This is a genomic window from Sphingobacteriia bacterium (assembly GCA_017304685.1).
Taxonomy (GTDB): domain Bacteria; phylum Pseudomonadota; class Alphaproteobacteria; order Rickettsiales; family 33-17; genus JAFKLR01.
The window spans coordinates 206,485-230,575 of the sequence record JAFKLR010000004.1 but is presented as its reverse complement, the minus strand read 5'-3'; the positions used below and the strand labels follow the sequence as shown (position 1 = coordinate 230,575).

23 protein-coding genes and 1 riboswitch are annotated in these 24,091 nt (G+C 29.5%); of the genes, 16 read left to right on the top strand and 7 right to left on the bottom strand.

All coding sequences use genetic code 11. From position 1 onward, the window contains the following. The first annotated feature begins 53 nt into the window (after window positions 1-53). From J0H68_06475 to trkA, 3 genes are read left to right on the top strand one after another with little or no spacing between them, the layout of a single operon-like run. Entirely contained in the window at window positions 54-2,240 is a 2,187-nt protein-coding gene (locus J0H68_06475; protein MBN8828334.1) for a HAMP domain-containing protein, read from the top strand. Continuing rightward, window positions 2,237-3,634: a sigma-54-dependent Fis family transcriptional regulator gene (locus J0H68_06470; protein MBN8828333.1), complete on the top strand. Its 1,398-nt coding sequence runs from the start codon at window positions 2,237-2,239 to the stop codon at window positions 3,632-3,634. The genes J0H68_06475 and J0H68_06470 overlap by 4 nt, the downstream gene beginning before the upstream one ends. Continuing rightward, a complete protein-coding gene (gene trkA / locus J0H68_06465) occupies window positions 3,634-4,995 on the top strand; it encodes a Trk system potassium transporter TrkA (GenBank protein MBN8828332.1) in 1,362 nt (453 codons plus the stop codon). Before J0H68_06470 ends, trkA begins: the two co-directional genes overlap by 1 nt. Window positions 4,996-4,997: 2 nt before the next feature. Here the strand turns inward: trkA and J0H68_06460 are convergent, their stop codons facing one another. The 5 genes from J0H68_06460 to J0H68_06440 are packed head-to-tail and all read right to left on the bottom strand — an operon-like array spanning window position 4,998 to window position 9,017. Beyond that, window positions 4,998-5,690 (bottom strand): hypothetical protein, encoded by a 693-nt coding sequence (locus tag J0H68_06460; protein ID MBN8828331.1) that lies wholly within the window; start codon window positions 5,688-5,690, stop codon window positions 4,998-5,000. Between the two features lie 49 nt (window positions 5,691-5,739). After that, window positions 5,740-6,525: an ABC transporter permease gene (locus J0H68_06455; GenBank protein MBN8828330.1), complete on the bottom strand. Its 786-nt coding sequence runs from the start codon at window positions 6,523-6,525 to the stop codon at window positions 5,740-5,742. Beyond that, complete coding sequence (locus tag J0H68_06450; GenBank protein ID MBN8828329.1) at window positions 6,522-7,274, bottom strand: ABC transporter ATP-binding protein; 753 nt, start codon at window positions 7,272-7,274, stop codon at window positions 6,522-6,524. The genes J0H68_06455 and J0H68_06450 overlap by 4 nt, the downstream gene beginning before the upstream one ends. A 26-nt stretch (window positions 7,275-7,300) precedes the next feature. Beyond that, complete coding sequence (locus J0H68_06445; protein MBN8828328.1) at window positions 7,301-7,963, bottom strand: hypothetical protein; 663 nt, start codon at window positions 7,961-7,963, stop codon at window positions 7,301-7,303. Between the two features lie 7 nt (window positions 7,964-7,970). After that, complete coding sequence (locus J0H68_06440; GenBank protein MBN8828327.1) at window positions 7,971-9,017, bottom strand: AI-2E family transporter; 1,047 nt, start codon at window positions 9,015-9,017, stop codon at window positions 7,971-7,973. Window positions 9,018-9,249: 232 nt separating this feature from the next. Here J0H68_06440 and J0H68_06435 point away from each other — a divergent pair, with 232 nt between their 5' ends. From J0H68_06435 to J0H68_06410, 6 genes are all read left to right on the top strand, one after another. Then, window positions 9,250-10,572 (top strand): S41 family peptidase, encoded by a 1,323-nt coding sequence (locus tag J0H68_06435; protein MBN8828326.1) that lies wholly within the window; start codon window positions 9,250-9,252, stop codon window positions 10,570-10,572. Beyond that, complete coding sequence (locus J0H68_06430) at window positions 10,569-11,600, top strand: divergent polysaccharide deacetylase family protein (protein MBN8828325.1); 1,032 nt, start codon at window positions 10,569-10,571, stop codon at window positions 11,598-11,600. The genes J0H68_06435 and J0H68_06430 overlap by 4 nt, the downstream gene beginning before the upstream one ends. Before the next feature lie 77 nt (window positions 11,601-11,677). Beyond that, window positions 11,678-12,121: an RNA pyrophosphohydrolase gene (locus J0H68_06425; protein ID MBN8828324.1), complete on the top strand. Its 444-nt coding sequence runs from the start codon at window positions 11,678-11,680 to the stop codon at window positions 12,119-12,121. Between the two features lie 10 nt (window positions 12,122-12,131). Next, window positions 12,132-12,572, top strand: a complete 441-nt coding sequence (gene secB, locus J0H68_06420; GenBank protein ID MBN8828323.1) for a protein-export chaperone SecB — start codon at window positions 12,132-12,134, stop codon at window positions 12,570-12,572. Further along, complete coding sequence (gene rimK / locus J0H68_06415) at window positions 12,572-13,450, top strand: 30S ribosomal protein S6--L-glutamate ligase (GenBank protein ID MBN8828322.1); 879 nt, start codon at window positions 12,572-12,574, stop codon at window positions 13,448-13,450. The genes secB and rimK overlap by 1 nt, the downstream gene beginning before the upstream one ends. Window positions 13,451-13,466: 16 nt before the next feature. Then, a complete protein-coding gene (locus J0H68_06410; protein MBN8828321.1) occupies window positions 13,467-14,057 on the top strand; it encodes a class I SAM-dependent methyltransferase in 591 nt (196 codons plus the stop codon). On the opposite strand, the gene J0H68_06405 is transcribed toward J0H68_06410, so the two are convergent. Both J0H68_06405 and tldD read right to left on the bottom strand, forming a co-directional pair. Next, entirely contained in the window at window positions 14,023-15,282 is a 1,260-nt protein-coding gene (locus J0H68_06405; protein ID MBN8828320.1) for an MFS transporter, read from the bottom strand. The genes J0H68_06410 and J0H68_06405 overlap by 35 nt on opposite strands. A gap of 49 nt (window positions 15,283-15,331) precedes the next feature. Continuing rightward, window positions 15,332-15,434, bottom strand: a riboswitch (TPP riboswitch). Window positions 15,435-15,479: 45 nt separating this feature from the next. Then, window positions 15,480-16,916 carry a metalloprotease TldD gene (tldD, locus tag J0H68_06400; protein ID MBN8828319.1) on the bottom strand — a complete coding sequence of 479 codons (1,437 nt, stop codon included), beginning with the start codon at window positions 16,914-16,916 and terminating at the stop codon, window positions 15,480-15,482. 122 nt (window positions 16,917-17,038) lie between these two features. On the opposite strand from tldD, the gene coxB reads away from it, so the two are divergent. The 7 genes from coxB to J0H68_06365 all read left to right on the top strand — a co-directional run bounded on the left by coxB (window position 17,039) and on the right by J0H68_06365 (window position 24,089). Continuing rightward, complete coding sequence (gene coxB / locus J0H68_06395; protein MBN8828318.1) at window positions 17,039-17,845, top strand: cytochrome c oxidase subunit II; 807 nt, start codon at window positions 17,039-17,041, stop codon at window positions 17,843-17,845. A gap of 19 nt (window positions 17,846-17,864) precedes the next feature. Further along, window positions 17,865-19,466 (top strand): cytochrome c oxidase subunit I, encoded by a 1,602-nt coding sequence (gene ctaD / locus J0H68_06390; protein ID MBN8828317.1) that lies wholly within the window; start codon window positions 17,865-17,867, stop codon window positions 19,464-19,466. 18 nt (window positions 19,467-19,484) lie between these two features. Continuing rightward, a complete protein-coding gene (locus J0H68_06385; GenBank protein ID MBN8828316.1) occupies window positions 19,485-20,372 on the top strand; it encodes a heme o synthase in 888 nt (295 codons plus the stop codon). A gap of 175 nt (window positions 20,373-20,547) precedes the next feature. Further along, window positions 20,548-21,069, top strand: a complete 522-nt coding sequence (locus J0H68_06380) for a cytochrome c oxidase assembly protein (GenBank protein ID MBN8828315.1) — start codon at window positions 20,548-20,550, stop codon at window positions 21,067-21,069. A gap of 30 nt (window positions 21,070-21,099) precedes the next feature. Next, a complete protein-coding gene (locus J0H68_06375) occupies window positions 21,100-21,918 on the top strand; it encodes a cytochrome c oxidase subunit 3 (protein MBN8828314.1) in 819 nt (272 codons plus the stop codon). Between the two features lie 7 nt (window positions 21,919-21,925). Then, entirely contained in the window at window positions 21,926-22,633 is a 708-nt protein-coding gene (locus tag J0H68_06370) for an SURF1 family protein (protein MBN8828313.1), read from the top strand. Next, window positions 22,620-24,089, top strand: a complete 1,470-nt coding sequence (locus J0H68_06365) for a carboxypeptidase M32 (protein MBN8828312.1) — start codon at window positions 22,620-22,622, stop codon at window positions 24,087-24,089. The genes J0H68_06370 and J0H68_06365 overlap by 14 nt, the downstream gene beginning before the upstream one ends. Window positions 24,090-24,091 lie beyond the last annotated feature (2 nt).

Genomic DNA, 24,091 nt, shown 5'->3' with positions numbered 1-24,091 from the left:
ACATTTGCTTAAAAACAAGCTAGTTCTTAACAAAACTAGCTAGAAACTAAATTATGGATAAACTTAATAAATTACTAAATTATTTACTAAAGTCTAAAAATTTATCCTTTTTTATATTTGTAATAGCCCCATTAAGTGGTTTACTTGCATATTATATTATAGCAAAAAACTATAATAAATATGGACCAGATCCAAAATTAATTAGCACATTAGTTATTTTAAATCTTATCCTGCTAATTATTACGTCAGCGATAGTAATAAAAAAATGGCTAAGCATAAAATCTTTAAAGCATGTAAAAACAGCCCTTAAAACCTCAAGTCTACAAAGAAAAGTAGTTTTAAATTTTACATTTATAGCCATTATACCTGCCATAATTATAGCTTTATTATCAGTTTCCTTTATAAATTATGGTGTAAAAGCTTGGTTTCATGAAAGGGTAAGTGTAGCTATTAATGAGTCATTAGCGGTTGCTGATGCTTATTTATCTGAACACAAAGAAACTATTAGAACAGATGTGCTGTTCCTAGCAAATGACATTGATAGACAACTTTATTTATATTCCAATAATAGAGAATTATTAAAAGAACATTTAGAATTGCATGCAAAAGTAAGATCGCTCGCAGAAATTGTAGTTTTTCAGGAAAAAAAAATAGTAGCTTCAACTAAGTTTAGTACTATTAAATCATGGGATGATATACCCAAAGAAGATATTGCTAAGGCGGAAAGAGGAGAAATTCCTCCAATTATAAACAGTAAATCTAGGGATTCAGTTAAATCAATTATAAAGCTTCAAAATTTCTTCGATAGCTATGTTCTTGTGGGAAGATATGTTGATAATAAAATTCTAAAATTTATTGATAATGTAAACGGAGCAGCTAGCGAATATAACATACTTATGGACAACCTTTCCACGCTATTTCTTGAATATACTATAATTTTTATACTTATTGCAACTTTAGTAACTTTATCAGTGATATTCTATGGTTTAGTGTTTTCAACTTCTATAACAATGCCAATAAATCATTTAGTAGAAGTTACTGAAAAGGTACAACTTGGCAATTTAAAGGTTAGGTCAAAAGTTGAATCGCGTGATGAAATAGGGTTACTTGCAAACGCATTTAATAAAATGATTTCACAATTGGAGAAGCAGCATTTCGATCTTATAGTCGCGAATGATAAACTGGAAGAAAAAAGTAGATTTAATGAAAAAGTATTAAGCGGAGTTTCTGCAGGTGTAATAGCATTAGATACAGATAAGAATATTAAATTAATTAACCCTGCAGCAAAGCGAATTTTAAAAATTGATGAAATACATCAACTGAATACTAATATATTAACATTAATTCCAGCATTAAAAGATACATTAGAGAAAATTGAAAAAGAAAGAATAAAACAAACTAATAATATCGAATTAGAATATATAGTTGAAAATTCTAAAATTATTTTATTGTTAAATATTTTAGTAGAAAGTATTGAAGATAAAATTCATGGTTTCATTATAACTTTCGATAATATTACAGCTTTAGTTTCTGCGCAAAGGCAAGCAGCCTGGTCGGAAGTAGCTAGAAGAATTGCACATGAAATGAAAAATCCTCTTACACCAATAAGGCTATCAGCAGAAAGATTAAAGAAAAAATATACAAATTATCTTGAGGAAGACGAAAAAGAAACTTTTAATAAATGTACATCTACCATAATAAATAATGTAGAAAACATAACCTCAATGGTAAATGAATTTGTAGATTTTGCAAGAATCCCTTTACCGCAATTAGAAAAAATTAACTTTTATAATTTAATAAAAGGTGTTATAAACACCGTAAGTTTAGAAAATGAAAACATTGCATTTGAAGTAAAAGCAAGTAAAATCCACGATACAATTGGGGATCAAAAACAATTATCACGAGCATTTTTAAATTTAATAAAAAATGCTACTGAATCAGTGATAAGCGTAAAAAATGAAAATCCAAAAATAATAATTGAAATAGAACAAGATGATAAAAATACTGTAATAAGTATAATAGATAACGGTAGCGGCTTTGATGCCGAAGTTTTACCTAAACTAACAGAACCTTATATGACAACAAAGCCCGGTGGTACAGGCTTAGGACTTGCAATTGTTAAAAAAATAATAGAAGATCATAATGGTATGGTAAGTTTTAAAAATTTAAGTAATAACATGGGGGCTATTGTAAGTATAATAATTCCTCATAATACGAATTTGGATAAGGAAAATATATGAGCACGATTCTAGTTGTAGATGACGAAAAAGACATTAGAGAAATAGTTCAGGATATTTTAGAAGATGAAGGCTTTAAAGTAATTGTAGCATCAGATGGACTTGATGCTATTAAAAAATTTAATGAAAATAATATAAGTACAGTACTTCTTGATATTTGGTTAGAAGGTAGCGAGATAGACGGATTAGGAGTATTAGAAAATATCCAAGCAGAAAATTCAGATATTCCGGTCATAATGATTAGTGGACATGCTACAATTGAAGTTGCTGTGCAATCTATTAAAATGGGTGCTTACGATTTTATAGAAAAACCTTTATCTACAGATAAATTATTAAATATATTAAGAAGAGCAATAGAGACCTATAATCTCAAAAAAGAAAATAACGAGTTAAAAAAAAAGATTGGTTTGCCCCAATTAGTAGGTAAAAGTCCTCATATAACACAAATAAAAGCAATAATTAATAAACTTGCTCAAACTTCTAGTCGTGTTTTAATTTCAGGGCCTTCAGGATGTGGAAAAAGACTCGTCGCTGAATTAATTCACCAAAAATCTAAAAGAGCTAAATATCCTTTCATAGTATTTCATCCTGTAAATTTTGTATCAGAAAGATTCCAACAAGAAATAGTTGGAAATCAAAAACCAGGAAATGATAATGTTGTATCAGATAAAAACAGTATTTTTGCAAAAGCAAATAATGGAACCTTATATATTGATGAAGTAACTGATATGTCTATTGAAATGCAAAATCTATTTTTGCGTCAATTACAGCAACCAGGATATGATGTAAGAGTTATTGCTTCAACTAGTAGAAATATAGAACAATTAATAAAAGAAGGCAGATTTAGAGAAGATCTATATTATAGATTAAATGTTATGCCTATAAAAATACCATCGCTAATTGAAAGAAAAGAAGACGTTCCTCTTTTATGCGAGTATTTTATAAATTATCATGCAGAAATTTCTGGCGTACAAAAAAGAGAATTATCTGAAGATGCAGTAGCTGCACTTCAATTATTTGAATGGCCTGGGAATGTAAGACAATTAAAAAATATAATTGAATGGTTACTTATTATGGTACCGGGAAATTATAGCGAACAAATTACTGCTGAAATGCTTCCAAATGAATTAATATCTAATAAAGCTGCGATACAAAGACCTGACAATAATGTGAGCTTAATGTCTTTACCTTTAAGAGAAGCTAGAGAAATTTTTGAAAAACAATATTTAACCGCTCAAGTTTTAAGATTTAATGGTAATATTTCTAAAACTTCTTCTTTTATAGGAATGGAGAGATCAGCCTTACATCGTAAACTTAAATCATTAAATATCATAACTGATATTAATAACGATAATGATGAAAAAATAGCTAATAATGCCAATAACAGGATTAATTGATGAAGGTTATTATTTGTGGTGCTGGGTTAGTTGGTTACAGCATTGCATTACATCTAGCGAAAGAGCGGCATGATGTAACTATAATTGATACTAATCACGAAGTAGTAAATAGAATTAATAATTCACATGATATTAGAGCAATACATGGTTTTGCTTCGCACCCAAATGTTTTAAAAGAAGCAGGAGCGGAAAATGCTGATGCCATTATCGCTGTAACAGTTTCAGATGAAGTTAATTTCGTGATATGCCAAATAGCTTATGCAATTTTCCATATTCCTTTAAAAATAGCTAGAATACGACAACAAAGTTACCTAAGAAAAGAATGGTCAAGCATTTATGAGACAGGAAATTTGAATGTCGATGTACTTATTTCTCCTGAACATGAAGTAGCAAAGGCTATATATGATCATTTAGAAGTACCTGGAGTTGAAAATATAATCTCATTTTGTGAAGATAAAATAAAAGTTCTTATTTTAGAAGTTAAAGATAGTTATCCAATACTGAAACAAGAGATTATAGATAGTTTTAATAGCAATAAATATAAAATTTTTGGATTGCTTAGGAATGAAGAATACATTTTTGATGAAGAAATAAAATATATTCAAGCTAAAGATAAATTATGCATTGCCATTGCAAGTGATGAGATAGAAAAAATTTGTGAATTATCAGGGTTAATTAGTCGTAAGAAAAATATTATAATTATAGGTGGCGGTAATATAGGTCATAGTGTTGCAAGCCTATTAGAACAAGATGATTCACGTCATAATGTTAAATTAATTGAATTGTCAGAAAAAAGAGCAAATTATATAGCTGAAGATTTACAAAAAACTATTATTATTAATGGTAATGCTATTGATAAAAATATTTTAGAAGAAGTTGAAGTTACTGAATCGGATAAGGTGCTAGTTTTAACTAATGATGATAAAGTAAATATACTTGCTTCTTTACTTGCAAAATCGGCAGGATGTAGGGAAGTTATTACTCTAATAAATGATTATGATAGTTATGCAGATTTAGTATCTTCTCTTGGAATTGACCTAATAATTAACCCACGTGATATTACAATTAATAGTATTATAAGACATTTTAATTATGATAATATAACCTCTATTCAAATGCTTGGAACAAAAGATGTAGAAATTATAGAGGTAGAAGTTGCAGATAATTCTTTTGCAGCTTTTAAACCTATTAATCAAATTGATTCTACGCATATAGCCCTTGCTGCTATTTTACGAGAAAATAATGTTATTATTCCTAGTGCAGATACAGAGTTTTTACCTTTCGATAAAGTAGTAATGATGGTTAAATCATCTTTTATAAACTCTATTAAAGACCTTTTTTCAGTTAATTTAGAAGTATAAATCTACTTATTTTTGACCAAACCATTTTCACATTTTTTTTCTTCAGTTTTTTCACGATTAGTATAAGAAAAAATATTATGAGTACTTGTGAAAATATAAGAATCTTTAGGTGATAATTTTGTTAGAGCTGAAATAATTTCCTGTTTTTTATGATTAGAGTTTAAGGATTTATCATCATGAAAAAGCTCATATAATTCTTTTAAAATAAATTTAATTTTTTGTGTATAAGGATCTTCAACCGAGTAAGAGGAAAGAACTTTTATAAATGATTTGTTAGTATGATCTGTTAAAAATATATCTCTACCTTTTTGTAATTCTTCTAATGCTTCTTTAGCATTTAAATCACTATATTCGACAGATGAATCATTTGCATCCATAACTATTTTACAAATTGCAGACACATTTTTATCAGTAGTAAAAGATTTAGTATATTGGAACTTACCCCAAAGATTTTCGTTTCGCTGTTTTGCATTTTTATAAATCCATTTAAAAGCTTCAGAAGAGGAAATCTCACTATAATTTTTAGGAAAAAGTTTAATAGCTTTTATAACATCGTTAGGATTATTATAATCTAAATTTTCTAAATTTGTGTGAATGTCCTCTTTATTTTTAGAATGATAAGAAGCTTTGTTGGTAAAAACACCTTTATTTATTGTAGGAAAAGTACGTATTACCTTGAAAATTTGTGATAGCATAAATTTAAAAACTCAATAAAATTTAACTTATTAAGTTTAGAATAAAATTTTATAGATAGTAAATAACTTTTTTTCTTAATTTTGCATATGTAAATAAAGCTATTAAAAAAGCAATACCTGCTACTGTAAAGGCCAATAAGAATTTTATAGGTGTTGGGAAATGACCATAGTACATTACATCCTGTATAGGAGAAATTAGTAAATATATTGGATTATATTCAAAAAATATTCTTTTAGCTTCAGGGATTATTTCTAAAGGATAGGCAACTGGCATAGTCCAAAATATAACGTTTAATGCAACATTTACTAAATGACTTATATCTCTAAAATATGGTGTTAGATACGCTAGTAAAATAGAAGTACATATACAGGTTATAAATAGAGGTAAAATTGCAATTGGCAAATATAATACACTAAAATAAAGTTTATGAAAAATTATACCGTTAATTAGTATTAAAACTACCAATATAGAAATTGTAAAAACAAAAAATGCGCCGCTAACATCTGCTACAGGAAAAATAGTTTTAGAAACTATACATTTCTTTAATAGACTTTCTCTTCTAACTAAAGAGGTAGATCCTGTATTTACTGAATTTACGAAGAAATTCCAAGTAACAACACCAGAAGTCATGTAAATAAGATGATCTGCAAAGGGAAAACGCATAATAATTGAAAAAACAACTGAAGTAACGCCCACAAAGACCAGGGGTTGAATTAATGACCATAAAATACCAAAAAAAGAATTTTGATACTGAGTCCTAAGACTAAATTTTGTTATATAAAATACTGAAATTACATAACTTTTAGAAAAAATTCTCTTAAAATGAGAAATCATATTTTAACCTTATTATATTCTTTAAAAACATCATCAGTAGCGCCGTCTGCGATTATCTCACCATTTTGCAATAAGACACATCTTGTACAATTTTCACGTATAATATTTTCAGCGTGAGAAACCATTATAGAAATAGAAGATTTTTGAAATTTCTGTTTCATATAATCAGAAGATTTTTGTACAAATTTTGCGTCTCCGGCAGCAAAAACCTCATCAAGAAGTAAAATGTCACTTTCTGTAGAAGTTGAAATAGAAAATGCTAAGCGCGAAATCATACCAGAACTATAATATTTTATAGGTACATCGATTTTTTCACCTAACTCAGAAAATTCAATAACTTGTTCTTCGAGCTCTTTTGAATATTCAGTTATTCTATTAAAGTATAATAAGCCAAGCTTAATATTCTCTCTGCCTGTTAATTCACCATCGAACCCTAAGCCCATATCAATTATGGCTGAGATTGTACCGTAAACATCTATTTTTCCACTTTCTTGCGGATAAATTCCTGCTATAGCTTTTAAAAGAGAACTTTTACCTGATCCGTTAAATCCTAAAAAACCTACTTTTTCACCATGATTTATTTCTAAATTAATATTTTTTAAAATAGGGATTTTAACTTTATCCTTTTTATTTTTAAATTTAAAAGGATTTAAAAAAATATGTTTAATAAAAAATGATCTAGCGAAACAATCAATACCAGTTACATCAACATTCGTAAGAGCAATCTTTGCACTTTTTTGATTTTGCATTTTTATAATTTTTAATTTATTAATTTTTATGTTATAATTTCTTTAAGCATTTTTAGCGTAAGGTTTTTATTATTATTATTTACTATATAGTCAATAATTTTCTTGCTTATCTCTTCAATTAAAGAATACGAAAGCTCGTAATTGTCAATAATAAAGTCAATAAATTCTTTTTTAAGTCTAATTTGATATTGAATAAAATTTTTCATGAGTAATTGTTTTGCTAAGGAACTATCGACTGATTCAATTTTTATAACATTGAAAGAAGACAAACGTGAAGCTAAATCTGTTAAATTGAATATCTCATTAAAATTTGTATAGTTATTGGTTATAAGTAAGTGTTTTTTGTTGTTTACAACATAATTTATTATATGCAAAAGCTGTTCTTGAAGTTTACTCCATCTAAATATGTCATCAATAATAAAATATTTATTATTTTCAAGGGATTGAATAATTTTATCTAAATGTTTAATAGGTTTGATTTCAAAAGCCTTATTTTTATTTTGCCATAAATGTAGAAGGGTAGTTTTTCCACACTTTTTTTCACCAGTTAAAATAGTTATATAATAATTAGTAAGAATACTAGGCCAGGATTCAACAAATTTACAAGCAAAGCTATTACATTCCGATTTTAAAAAACCTGAATCATCGATATTGGGTATATCAATAGGTAAAGAAAATTGGGTGTACATGAAAATTTTAGTTTAAATAAAAATTAGATTTTATATATGCCTTTGTCATATGACGTGAAGCCACTCCAACAATGCCTGCTATAGGTACAGCAAGGATAATTCCAGTTATACCAAAAAGTGTTCCTCCAGTCATCATAGCAAAAATTAACCATACAGGATTTAAATTAATCTTATCACCTATAAGCCTAGGAACAATAATATTTGATTCAATAGTTTGACCTATTACAAAAATAAGAACGCATGCAAGTACTGGCGACATTGAGTTAAATTGAAAGAATATTATTACAGAGCATAATATACATGAAAATATAGCTCCTACATACGGTATTAGAGTGAGTGCTCCACATGCAATCCCCAATACTATACTGTTATGAATTCCTAATATCGATAAGGCTACTACATAATAAACAATCATTGTAAGTATAACTAATAATTGACCTCTTAAATAGCCTGAAAGTACTTTATCAACATCGTAAATAAATAGATTTATCGATTCTTTATATTTTAAAGGTATTAATTTAAAAGAGTATTGTCTTATAGTATTCCAATCTTTTAAGATATAATACATAACGATTGGTGTCACAAATATAAGAGCAATAAAATTAATTAATTCAGCGCCTGAAGAAAGAATACCTATCAAGCTATTTTTAGCATTAATAGCTATTTCATCACTATAATTTGGCAAATTTCTTTTAAAATAACTATAGATACTTTCTTCGCTTATAATATTTGAAAATGGAAAAATTTTCGAAATAATAAACGACTTAATGTTCACAAAATATTTAGGAGCTTGACTAATAAATGAAACTACTTGAGCAGCAATTAATGGAATGAAACTAATTAATATTAATAATAAAAAGCATGAAATAACTAATACCACAATTGCACTTGCTACACTTCTGTTAACTTTATGTTTAACTAACCATTCGGTAAGTGGGTTAAAGAGATAGGAAAGTATTATACCTATTATAAAAGGGAATAGTATATCTTGAATTAAATATAAACCCAAAATCGATAATACTATTAAAAAAGTAACAATTGCGTAATTTTTCATAAATAATTTCTTAATAACAAAATAATTTTCTTTTAAAGTTCTGTTGAATAAATTTATTTTTACAATAATATCAAGATATAAGAATAAGACAATATAGAGTTACAAAAATGAAAAATTTGTTAAATTTAAATTGTAGTAAGAAATGTAAAAAAGTTAATTAAAAGCAGAAATGCTTTATAATTAGATAAAAATGAGAAAATATATAACATTTATATAAGAGTTAAGTTAAATTATGAGTTTTAATATTAGAAGAATTTCGATAACTTTCATTACCATTATCCTTACAGTATTAATTTCAAATTTTTCATTAGCAAAATTTTCAGGTGAAAAAAGTACAGTAGCAAATATATTAGGTACTAATTCTACTGAATTCTTAGCTCTATTTTATGAATCTTTTGCAAAAGTTAAGAAAGAATACGTTACTGAAGTTTCAGATAAAGAATTAATCGAAGCAGCTATTAATGGAATGTTATCTTCTTTAGACCCACATTCAGCTTATTGGGACCCTAAAAGTTTTGAAGATATGAGACAAATCACTAGGGGTGAATACGGTGGACTCGGCATGGAAGTTACTATGGAAAATGGTTTAGTAAAAGTAGTAACCCCAATTGAAGGGACGCCTGCAGAAAAAGTAGGAATGAAACCAGGAGATTTCATAATAGGGATTAATACAGAGCCTGTGTTTGGGTTAACCTTAACAGAAGCTGTAGAAAAAATGAAAGGAAAAGCGGGTACCGAAATAAAACTTACAATAACTCGTGATGGTTTAAATGAGCCGCTAGACATAAATCTTATAAGAGAAATTATAAAAATTAGGTCAACACGCTCAAAATTATTTGAAGATATAGCGTATGTAAGGCTTAATACTTTTAATGAAAAAATCAATGAAGCTATGATAAAAGAGTATGATACTTTAAAATCGCAAGCTAAAAAACCACTAAAAGGTTTAATCCTTGATCTAAGAAATAATCCAGGTGGATTATTAGAGCAAGCCGTTGCAGTTGCTGATAGTTTTCTAAATGAAGGCAAAATAGTTACAACAAAATCACGCAATAATGAAGAAGAATTTAAATTCTCAGCTACAAAGGGAGACATAACAAATGGATTACCTATTGTAGTCTTAATTAATAATGGAACAGCTTCCGCTCCTGAAATTGTTGCAGGCGCACTTCAAGATAATAAAAGAGCTATAATTTTAGGGACAAAATCATTTGGTAAAGGTTCAGTTCAAACTGTAATGCCAATGAGTAATGGAGGTGCGATGAAGATTACAACTGCTAGATACTACACTCCAGCCGATAAATCTATTCAAGCAGAAGGAATAACCCCGGATATTTATGTAGAACAAGCCAAAATAGAAAAGGCTGCTCCAGCTAAACTTAAAATCCATGAATCAACCTTGCACAGACATCTTGAAAAGGTAAGTCCTGAAAAAGAAATTTCAGAGCAAGAAAAGAAACTAAATGAAATGTATGAACAAGATTTTCAATTAGCAAGAGCAATAGATGTAATAAAAACTATAGATATATATAGCTCTACAGGAAAGAAGAAATGAGTAGTTTTAGTAATAAACTTAAAGTTATTTTTAATATTAGAAGAATATTATCATTTTTCTCCTGGCTTTCAATTATTATAAGTATAGTTTATGTTTTATATTTTTATATATTTCTTCAAAATGTAAGAAATGAAACTTCAGTTAAAGAAGGACAAAAGGTTATATATGATTTAAAAAACTTAAAGTTTTTAGCATTTAATAGGCCTGGTGAAAAAGAGAAAACAACTGCAGAAGAAATAAAAATTGAAACACCTTCAATCAACAAGGTAGAAGGAGAGGCAAGTAATAACATACCAAATAAGCATCCAGCTACAGAAACATCTGCCAATGCAGCAGCATCTCAACAACAAGCAGCTGTTAATAAATTTAAACCTAAAATAGGTTTTTTAGTAATAAATCTTGGTCTAAGTGAGTCTGCAACAAAAATGGCTTTTAGTTTACAGCCATATGTAGGTATAGGAATTTCTCCTTACTCAGCTAATATTCCTTATTGGGAAAATGAATTTGTTAGTGAGAATCACGAAATTTATGTAGAATTACCCCTAGAACCAATAGATTACAAAAATGAAGATAAAGGTTTTTTATCAATTTTAAGTTATAATACTAATAAGCAGAATTTTGATAATTTAAATAATATTATTAAAAAATTTAATAAACTTAATGGTTTTTATACTTTTGGAAATGAAAAGTTTAGTTCATCAGATAAAGCTTTAGCCGTTTATAAAACAATTGCAGAGAAGGGATATAAATTAATATACAGCGATAGCTTAACTCTTGATGCAACTAAAAATTTAAAAGGAAGTAAAGTTAGATATTTAACTAACCCAATTGTAATAGATTATGAATTAACAAATGAAGCAATTGAAACCAGAATGAAAATACTATATGATACAGCACTTAGTACTGGTTATGCATTCGCTATCGCAAGGCCTTATCCAATTTCCATCAAAATAATTAGTAATTGGATTGATTCACATAAAGATGATGATAAAATAAGTATTGTAAATATTAGTGAATTGTTTAAATAAGATTTTTTAAAAGAGAAAAAGTAGTGGTAACAAATAATTACTACCTTACTTTGCCCTATCGTCCTGGGATCGGACTTATGATTACAAATAAAGAAGGCAAAGTATTTGTAGGTAAACGTATAGATACAAAAACAGACTCATGGCAGATGCCGCAAGGAGGGATAGACGAAAGTGAAACTCCTGAAGAAGCAGCTTATAGAGAATTATATGAAGAAACAGGAATCAAAACTGCTAAAATAATTGCTAAAAGTAAAATATGGTTTTATTATGACCTTCCAGATTATTTGATGACAAGATTATGGGATGGGAAATATCGAGGTCAAAAGCAACTTTGGTTTTTAATAAAATTTGAAGGTTCGGATGATGAAATTGACCTACAAAAAGAAGTTCCAGAGTTTTCAGATTGGAAATGGGTAAACGTAGATGAATTACCTGAAATAATAGTACCATTTAAACGTAAATTATATTTAGAGATAATTGAAGAATTTAAAAATATTTTAGAAGAAGTTAAGTTAAATTAAAGGATAAAAAATGCAAAATAGTAATGAATCATTCGATATTGAAGTTACAGCACAATATTTAAAAGATCTATCTTTTGAAAACCCAAATTCACCAATGAGCTTAATCCAAAAGGATGCACCAAAAATCGGGCTTGATGTAAATGTAAATATTCAAAAATTTGAAGAAAATAATTATGAAGTTGTATTAAATGTGACGGCAACTGCAACAAATCATTCCGATGAAACAATCTTTATAGTGTCAGTAGCTTACGCAGGAATATTTGATTTAAGTACAATTCCTGAAGAATTTCATAGAAATGTCCTAGTAATCTATTGTCCGACATTACTATTTCCTTTTGTAAGAGCAATTGTGAGCGATGCAACTAGAGACGGGGGCTTTCCTCCGCTTATGTTAAAGCCAATTGATTTTACAAAATTGTATCAACAAGATAACGAACAATCTATAAATTAATGAATATAGCACTTCTTGCTAGGAACCCGAATCTTTATTCTCATAAAAGATTAATCGAAGCAGCACGAGAAAAAGGGTTTCAGATTAGAATTATTGATACTTTAAAATGTTACATGGGTTCTTCTCCTAAAGGGGCTAAAGTTTGGCTTCGTGGTGGAGAAGAATTAGATAATGTAAATGTAGTAATTCCTCGTATTGGTGCTTCTATAACATTTTATGGCGCAGCAGTTGTAAGACAATTTGAAATGATGGAAGTTTACACTGCTAATTCTTCAGCAGGCATTGTAAATTCACGTGATAAATATAGATGTTTACAATTGCTTGCTAAAAATGGAATTAATATCCCTATAACCGCTTTTGGTCATTCACATGAAGACACTTCAGAATTAATTAGGATAGTTGGTGGAGCACCTCTAATTATTAAGTTACTCGAAGGTACACAAGGTGTGGGTGTAGTTTTAGCGCAAGATAATAGAATGGCAGAAAATGTTATAAATGCCTTTAAAGGTGCAAAAGCAAATATCCTTATTCAAGAGTATATAAAAGAAGCTTCAGGTTCAGACATTAGATGTTTTGTAATTGGTGATAAAGTTGTTGCCAGTATGGAAAGAAAAGCTATGAAGCCTGGTGAATTTAGAGCAAATTTACATCAAGGTGGAGTAGGAGAACCGGTTGTTCTAACTGATGAAGAAATTCATATGGCAATAAGCGCTGCAAGAGTAATGGGTTTAGGTATAGCTGGAGTTGATATTTTAAGATCAAATAATGGCTCAATGGTTATTGAAGTAAATTCATCCCCAGGCCTTAAAGGAATTGAAACTGTAACAGGAATTGACGTTGCGGGAAGTATAATAAAATTCATTAAATCCCAATTTTAAATTATGGTAAATTTAAATGTCAAATGATCAAGGCAAAAATTATGATAAAATTGCCAAAGATTTTGATTTAGCTCGTACAAAAAATTTAGAAAAAGAAAAAATATATTTAGATATTTTGACAGAAAATTTATTAGAAGATTCACATATTTTAGATTTAGGTTGTGGTACAGGTGAACCAATAGCTTCTTATTTAATAGACAAAAATTTTAATGTAACCGGTGTTGATAGTTCCAAAGAACTTCTTAAAAAAGCAAAAGAAAATTTAACTAAGCTTGAAATTATTTTTGGTGATATGAGAACAATTGAATTTGATAAAAAATTTGATGTTGTAATTGCTTGGGATAGTTTTTTTCATTTACCTCATAATGATCAAGAATTAATGATAGCTAAATTTTCAGATTGGTTAAAATATTCTGGTAGAGTAGTGTTTACTACAGGCAGCGAAAATATCGAAATACTTAATGCCGATATGTTAGGTGAAAAATTTTCTTATTATAGTTTTTCTCCTGAAGAGTATAATAAACTACTCGAAGAAAATAATTTTAATGTAATTCTTTTTGAGGAAGATCAACCTAATCATTTAGTTTGGATTGCAGAGAAATATTAGAAACATTTTTTAAAGATATTATCGTTATTAAAGTCATAATTCCAAGTAAGCTTATATACAAAATAGTTAAAAAAATACTATGCGTAAAATGCCAAATAGATAAACATATCATAGGAAGTGAGCGACCTATTATTGTAGATCCTAAAGATCTACCAATTCCAATTAGAAAATATTTATCATTTGAATTAAATAATGAATTTAACCAAACATTTAGTGGAGTTAGATAAGTTACTCCTAAAATTATTATCCAAATGCGAATAAATGTTACGTAGTAAATTGAAGAATTTTCCGCATAATAAAATAAAAATGGAAGAGTAAATGAAAATATAAAGGAAGATAGTATCATTACACTCGCAAATTTAAATCTTCTAATTATTTTACTAATTATTGGTATTAATAAAAAATCAAGAATAAGGAGAATGCTATTATAATACATCATTGATTCTAAGCTTATTGAACTAATAAGCGGTATAAAAGCATTCATAAAAACAAAAGGAACGCTATAAGTTAAATAAGAAAAGCCATCAATTATAGCAATGCGTAAAACTAGATATTTATTTTTCCATAAAAAAATTAAATTTGAAAAAGAATAGAATTTAAAAATACTAGTTTTTTGTTTCTCAAAATATCTTAATTCTTTTCTTAATCGATATGCAATAAATCCCGTGAAGGCTCCTAATAAAAAGGGTATACGCCATAAATATTCATTAGCTTTAAAATTTGTAACTATTACGGTTATTAAAGATGCAAGTAAGATACCTAAAACTGTAGTTGAATTATAAAAATTTGAATGAGATACAGAAATTGCTTTTGGTTTGTTTTCAATAATATAAAGGCTTGCAATTGTACTTTCACCAGATGCACATAATCCTTTTATCATTCTTAACAAAATTAAACAAAAAGGTGCAATCCAACCAAGTGTTTCATAAGTTGGAAGACAACCGATAAAAAAAGTAGTTATAGCAACTCCCATTAAAGAATAGGTAAGCGCAATAGCAGGTCCACTATTTTTTGCTAAAATTCCAAATATAAAAGCACCTAATGGGCGGGTAAATAAAGAAGTAGCTAAAACACTATATGCTAAAATTAATTGGACTTCAGGAATAAATTTTGGGAAAAACAAAGGAGCAAGAATAGGTGCAAGTAGTCCATAAATTGCTGTATCAAAATGGTCTAATATATTTGCAATTAAAATTGAAGAATCTTTTTTAGAAATTTTTGCCATAAATACTCCATGTTTAAAATGTCACCATGGAGTGATGGTAAAAATATAATTACCATATTCTTCACGCTCCTTACGCTAGTATTACCTAGAATCAAGTTTTAGAGTTGAACTTTAAAAGTTCTCTCAGCCCAAAGGCACCCCTGGTGATAAATGAAATATAATAAAATCATTTAATTAAATCAAATATTAAGTATAATCTAAACCGCTGTGCCGCCAACTGTCATTGAGCTTAGAAGTAAAGTAGGTTGGCCAACTCCAACAGGAACGCTCTGGCCATTTTTACCACATGTTCCTATACCTTTATCTAATTTCATATCATTACCGATTGCTTCAATTTTTGTTAAAGCATCTGGGCCATTGCCAATTAAAGTTGCGCCTTTTACTGGATGAGAAATTTTTCCATCTTCAATTAAATAAGCTTCCGATGCAGAGAAAACAAATTTACCAGAAGTAATATCAACTTGCCCTCCGCCAAAGCTTACTGCATATAATCCCTTTTTAACCGATTTAATAATATCTGCAGGGTTTGAATTGCCACCTAACATATAGGTATTGGTCATACGAGGCATTGGTTGGCATGCATAGCTTTCACGTCTACCGTTTCCAGTTGCTTGAACATTCATTAGCCTTGCATTAAGCCTGTCTTGCATAAAGCCCTTTAGAATTCCATCTTCGATTAAAACAGTTTTTTCTGTAGGGGTTCCTTCATCATCAATTGAAAGTGAGCCGCGTCTATCTTGCATTGTTCCATCATCAATTACAGTTACACCTTTAGATGCAACTTGTTTACCTAAAAGGTTATGAAAAGCAGAAAGTTTTTTACGATTAAAATCTCCTTCAAGTCCATGACCTACTGCTTCATGAAGTAACACACCAGGCCAGCCAGGACCAAGTACAACAGGCATTTCACCTGCTGGGGCATCTTTTGCTTCAAGGCATACTAGCGCTTGTCTTAAAGCTTCATCAGCTTGTGATTTCCACTCATTTTCATTTAGAATAACATTGTAATTAAATCTTCCACCTTTACCGTCAGAACCGCCTTCTTGTTTACCGTCTTTTCCTACTACCGCAGAAATATTTAATCTTACAAGCGGTCTAAAATCATAAAATTTTTCGCCATTAGGTCGTATAATACAAACAACTTGCCATTCACCTATTATCCCAGCTGAAACTTGTTTAACTAGTTCATTTTTACTACGAAGATATTCATCAATATTCTTTAAAATTTCTACTTTTTTATCAAAAGATACTCCTAATAACGGATTTTCTTCCATGTATAATCTTGGATAATTACTTTTAGTATTATTAAGAGACAAATTATTGCTACAATTAGATTGCTTCATACTAATAATAGCTTGAGAAGCATTTAAAATTTCTTCTTGTGAAAGTTTAGATGAATGAGCATAAGTTACCAATTCATCAATAACACCTCTAATACCAAATCCTGAATAAACAGAATAATTTGCGGTTTTAATTTTTCGATCATCAAGTATAATTTTTTCAGATTCTACATATTCTAAAAATAATTCACCATCATCAAAATTTGATAATGAATTTTTAGTTGTTTGCTCTAAAAATTCTTCTGAAAGATCATTTTTTAAGAAAGCTTTAGCGAGTATGGAATTTTCAAACATAATTACATTTATTAGGAATTAACTGAATATTAACAAAAACAATGTTGTATTTATCGGAATATATGATATTTTTTAGACATTGTCTATTAATCAAAATTTTTATAGTTTGCGCAAGGGTTAAGATGAAAAAAATTGGGTTTGTGTTGTTATTAATGATGATAGCTTTGAATGTTGCATTCGCTGACTATCCAAGGCCATGGGAAACATATTTTCAAGAGCCGGCTACACCAGTAATGGAGAGGTTTTATAAATTCCATGATAAACTATTAGTTATTATTACTGCTGTTTCATTATTTGTATTAGCTTTATTAGTTTATGCTTGTATTAGGTTTAGTAAAAAGTTTAATCCCATTCCAAGTAAAACAACACACAATGTAAAACTTGAAGTGCTTTGGACAATTATCCCGGTATTTATTTTATTATATATTTCAGTTCCGTCTTTTAAAACATTATACTATTCAGATGTAACACCTGAATCTGAAATGACCTTAAAAGTAGTTGGGCATCAGTGGTATTGGGAATATATTTATCCTGAGCAAGAAAATATAGCTTTTGAAAGTTATATGATCAAAGATGAAGATATAAAACCAGGTCAAATAAGATTACTTGAGGTTGATAATCAGGTCGTATTACCTGTAGATACTGTAGTAAAAGTTTTAATTACCTCAGCTGACGTTTTACATTCATGGGCTATACCTGCATTTGGGATAAAAACTGATGCGGTTCCTGGAAGAACAAATGAAACATGGATGAAAATTACAAAGCCAGGTGTTTATTATGGTCAATGTTCGCAATTATGTGGCTTTGGACACGGCTTTATGCCAATTGCAATAAAAGCAGTTTCAAAAGAAGATTTTAAACAATGGCTTGAAGATGCTAAAAAGAAATATAGCTACAATCAAAATAGCTTATTAAGCAGTATTAATTAAATTTGTATAGGTTAGAAGTATGGCAAATGTAAATGCAATAGTAGGACATCATGATACACATGATCATCGTCCAACTGGTTGGAGAAGATGGGTTTTATCTACCAACCATAAAGATATTGGAACCATGTATCTTACATTTTCAATTATTGCAGGATTAGTAGGTGGTTTATTTTCACTTATCATGCGTATGGAATTAATGCATCCTGGAATTCAGGTTCTTAATGGTGATCATCAATTATATAACGTTATTTTAACTGCGCATGCTTTTATCATGGTTTTCTTCATGATCATGCCAGGGTTATTTGGTGGTTTCGGTAATTGGTTTGTTCCTCTTATGGTAGGAGCGCCGGATATGGCTTTCCCGCGTATGAATAACATCAGTTTTTGGTTACTTGTACCATCATTTATTTTACTTATCGGTTCTGCCTTTGTAGGTGGAGGAGCAGGTACAGGCTGGACAGTATACCCACCTTTAAGTAAAAGTACATTCCAAGCAGGACCTGCAGTTGACATGGCAATTTTAAGTTTACATATTGCAGGTATTTCTTCGATTTTAGGTGCTATTAATATGATAGTAACTATTTTTAATATGCGTTGTAAAGGCATGACATTACATAAAATGCCATTATTTACTTGGGCGATTTTACTTACTGCATTCTTATTAGTATTAGCATTACCAGTTTTAGCAGGTGCAATAACAATGTTACTTACAGATCGTAATTTTGGAACTGCCTTTTTTGATCCAGCAGGGGGAGGTGATCCAATTTTATACCAACATTTATTTTGGTTCTTTGGTCATCCAGAAGTATATATTATTATTCTTCCAGGGTTTGGTATTATAAGTCACGTAATAGCTACATTCTCACGTAAACCAGTATTTGGTTATTTAGGAATGGTGTATGCTATGATCTCTATTGGCGTAATAGGTTTCGTAGTATGGGCGCATCATATGTTTACCGTAGGGTTAAATGTAAATGCACTTGCATATTTTACTGTAGCTACAATGTTAATTGCTGTTCCAACCGGAATTAAAATTTTCAGTTGGATTGCAACTATGTGGGGTGGTTCAATCGAATTTAAAACACCAATGTTATTTGCGATTGGTTTCATTTTCTTATTTACCGTAGGTGGTGTTACAGGTGTAGTACTTGCAAATGGTGGATTAGATAGAGTATTCCATGACACTTATTATGTAGTAGCACATTTCCATTATACAATGTCATTAGGTGCAGTATTTGCTGCATTTGCTGGATTCTATTATTGGATTGGTAAAATGTCAGGTCGTCAATATCCAGAATGGATGGGTCAATTACATTTTTGGTCTACATTTATTGGGGTAAATTTAACATTCTTCCCACAACATTTCCTTGGTCTTGCAGGTATGCCTCGTCAAATTCCTGATTACCCAGATGCATTTGCGGGGTGGAATTATGTATCATCAATCGGTTCAATGATTTCTATTGCTTCAACCTTTTGGTTTATATTTACTGTAATTTATACTTTGAAATTTGGTAAAAAGTGTGAGAATAATCCTTGGGGTGAAGCTGCAGATACATTAGAATGGACTTTACCATCACCACCACCGTTCCATACATATGAAAAGATACCTGAAGTAAAGTAAATGGTTAAAACTATAACTATCAAAGATACTAGTGTGAATCATGAAGAGTCACGCGTAAGAGATTATATCTCTTTGCTAAAGCCAAGAGTAATGTCTTTAGTTGTATTCACCGGTTTCGCAGGGTTATATTTAGCGCCAGGAAAAATAAATCCTGTTATTGCTGCAATAGCTATATTATGTATAGCTATTGGCTCAGGAGCTGCTGGCGCAATTAATATGTGGTACGATAAAGATATTGATAAAATAATGAAACGTACTCAAACTAGACCAATTCCTGCAAAGAGAGTAAATCCAGAAAGTGCATTAGAATTTGGCGTTTGCATGTCATTTGTTTCGGTATTTTTAATGGGAGTAGCTGTAAATTATTTATCAGCCTTTATACTTTTAATAGCAATTTTATTTTACGTTTTCATTTATACGATTTGGTTAAAAAGAAACACTCCACAAAATATTGTTATTGGGGGTGCGGCTGGGTCTTTTCCACCAATGATAGGTTGGGCTGCTGTAACAAATTCTATTTCACTTGAAGCAATAATTTTATTTTCAATTATTTTTATGTGGACACCTCCACATTTCTGGGCGCTTTCACTTTATAAATCAGATGATTATAAAGAAGCAGGTGTTCCTATGCTTTCTGTAACGCATGGTGAATTAGTTACAAAGCGTCATATATTTGTATATAGTGTACTGATGGTACTTACAGCATCGCTACCATATTTTATTAAAATGTCATCATGGGTTTATTTAACAGCTTCTTTAATTTTAGGAATAAAATTTATATATGATGCTTTAAGATTGCTTGTTTCAAGAAATATCATATTAGCACCAAAATTATTCGGCTATTCTATACTCTACTTATTTCTGATTTTTACATTTTTAATCTTAGATAAAATATTTTTTATTTAAAAAATTTAAAAATAATTTTTATTAATATTATTACTGATAAAGAGGTTCCTATGCCTTTACACGAAATTCATAAACAAAAAAAATATAAAAATTACACTTTGTTAGCTGCATTATTTGGTATGATTTTTATATTTTTTATTTTAGGTGTAATCAAATATTCCGATTTATTAATTAAATGAACAATAAAAAACTTGCAATTAATATGGCGGCTATAGTTTTAGGCATGTTCATGATGGCCTACGCTGCTGTTCCAATTTACCGAGTATTTTGTCAGGTTACAGGTTTTGGCGGTACAATAAGCCAAGTTAAACAAAAATCTGACAAAATAGGTACGCGAGAAATAAAAGTTTATTTTGATGCAAATATTGATAAAAACTTGCCTTGGGAATTTAAAACTAAACAAAATAATATTAAAGCCTTAACTGGTTCAAACATTTTAGTATATTTTGAAGCTAAAAATTTATCGAATAATATGATAAAAGGAATGGCAACATATAACGTTACTCCACTTAAAGCAGGTAAGTATTTTAAGAAAATTCATTGTTTCTGTTTTGAAGAACAAATTTTACTACCAAATCAAAAAGTTGAATTCCCAGTAACTTTTTATGTTGATCCAAAACTAGAAGACGATCATAATTTAGATGATGTTAAAGAAATAACTTTATCATATACTTTTTTTGATATAACAGAAAGGTAATTAAGATAAAATATTAGTAAGGAGTTTTAAATGGCAGACCACGAAAAATCGCACCCGTATCATCTAGTTAATCCAAGCCCATGGCCAATAATGGGAGCCATTTCCTTACTTACAACTGCAATCGGTGCCATATTATTTTTACATAAATATATGTTAGGTAAATTTCTTTTACCACTAGGTTTTTTAATGATTTTTTATGTTATGTTTGCTTGGTGGCGCGATGTAGTAAAAGAAGCTGCTATCGATAAAGCACATAATAATGTAGTTAAAAACGGGTTAAGAATAGGCATGGCCTTATTCATTCTATCAGAAGTAATGTTTTTCTTTGGATTTTTCTTTTCATTCTTCCATTCAGTTATTGCAACTCCTGGAATTTTAGAAGGAGTATGGGTAGTAAAAGAAGGTGTATGGCCACCAGCAGATATTAAAACTTTTGACCCATGGCACTTACCATTATTCAATACATTAATTTTATTATTATCAGGTACAACAGTAACTTGGGCTCACTATTCATTACTTGAAAATAATAGAAAAGATTTTATTCAAGGATTAGGGATAACAGTTTTATTAGGTATGTTTTTTACCTTATGCCAAGCTTTTGAATATATGCATGCACCTTTTACTTTTAATGGTGGAAATTACCCTTCTAACTTCTTTATGGCAACAGGTTTTCATGGTGCGCACGTAATTATAGGTACTATATTTTTAGCAGTTTGCTGGTTTAGAGCGCGTAAAGGCCAAATGGATTCAGAAAATCATTTAGGTTTTGAATTTGCAGCTTGGTATTGGCATTTCGTTGACGTTGTATGGTTATTCTTATTCGTATTTGTATACGTTTGGGGTAGATAAATAAATAATGAAATTTAAATTCAAACTTATTCCAACTACCATGACTATAATTATGGTTATATTCATGGTGTCGCTTGGGGTATGGCAATTATTTAGATTAAATACTAAACTTGATATTATTAACGATATTAAGAAAAAAATAGATCGGCCTGTAGTTACCGCTACTTGTAAGGAACTTAATAAAAAATTTGATGATAAAGAAGATATTTTTTATTCAAAAGTAAAAATTTCAGGCACTGTTAAAGCAGATCAAATCTTATTTTTATATTCAGGTCCTATTCAGTTTAAAGGTGAACCAGGTTATAGATTACTTGCGCCACTTAAATGTAAAGATGGGGATTATTTAGTTGCTGATATCGGGTGGATTCCCCTTAAGGAAAAAGATAAATATAAAAAAGATTATAATTTAAAACTTACAGGTGGAATACTTGAAGGTGAAAAGAAAAAAATGTTCACACCGACAAATGATGTTGAACATAATGTATGGTACTATATTTCACCCAAAGAAATAGGTAAGCATTTCAAAATTAATGTAAAAGATTTTTATGTGATGAAAGCTTATGAGAATAACATACCGCCTATTGGTAAAGATATCTCTTTAAACATACGTAATGATCATTTAGGTTACGCCTTTACATGGTTCGGCATGGCAATAGCACTTTTAATTATCTTCTTAGAATATTCAAGGAGACTTGCTAAAAATGAAAGAGTATAAAAAGTTAGAAGAATATAATAGTCGTCTAAGTAGTATTTCAGATGCGCTCTCAATTTTATATTGGGATTCTGCAACTATGATGCCAATAAAATCAGGGGAATTCCGTAATAAACAAATCGAAGAACTTTCAAAATTTTATCATGAGCTTACAACTTGCAAACAATATGAAGAATTAATTGTAAATGCCGAAAATAAATTAAATGAACTTAATGATTGGCAAAAAGCAAATGTAAGAGAAACAAGAAAGTTATATGACATCTCAACTTGCATTGATAATGAGCTTGCCGGAAAAATGGTTAAAGCAGGTTGTGAATGTGACCTTGTATGGCGAGAAGCAAAGCCAAAAGGTGATTTTAAAGCTGTTAAGCCTTACTTAGAGGAAATTGTAAATTTAACTAAAGAAATTGCTTCTATTAAAGCAGAGAAATTTAAAGTTACTAAATATGAAGCTCTACTTATAAGCTATGATTACGGTAGAAAAGAAGAAGAGATAAATAAATTATTTTCTAACCTCAAACAATTTCTACCAAGTTTTACTGATGAAATAATTGAAAAACAAAAAAGAGAAAATAATAACTATTCTAAAATTAAATTAAGCAAAGAACATCAAAAACAAATTAATTTAGAGATCATGAAAGATCTAGGTTTTAACATAGAAAATGGTCGGGTTGATGAAAGTATTCATCCATTTTGTGGTGGAACATATGGGGATATAAGAATAACTACAAATTATGATGAAAATGATTGCTTAAAATCAATTATGGCGACAGTCCATGAAACAGGACATGCGATATATGAACAAAATAGGCCTTATGAATATTATAACCAACCGGTTGGAAATTCATTGGGTATGTCGATTCACGAAAGCCAGTCTTTATTTTATGAAATGCAAATAGGAACAAATAAAGATTTCTTAAGTTATTTATCTAAAAAAATAAAATCTATTGCAAATGTAGATGTTAGTGAAAAAGATTTATGGAATAATTCTAATAAAGTAGAAAAATCTTTTATTAGAATCTATGCCGATGAAGTAACCTATCCTTTACATGTTATTTTAAGATATGAATTAGAGCAGGAAATTTTAAGAGGCGATGTTCAAGTAAAAGATTTGCCAGAAGCCTGGAACGCGAAAATGAAGCAATATTTAAATATCACTCCACCATCAGATGATTTAGGTTGCTTACAAGACATGCACTGGTATGGTGGGCATTTTGGATATTTTCCTTGCTATAGTTTAGGTGCAATGATAGCAGCACAATGGTTTGACGCTGCTAAACCGCATATTGATACTAATCAATTTAGAAATGGAAATTTTTCATCAGCAAAAATTTGGCTAAATAATAATGTACACAAATATGGTTCATTTTATAGTGCAAGCGGACTTATAGAAAAAGTAACAGGTAAAAACTTAGATCCAGAAATATATATAAATTACTTGAAAAACAAATTTAAGTAGAT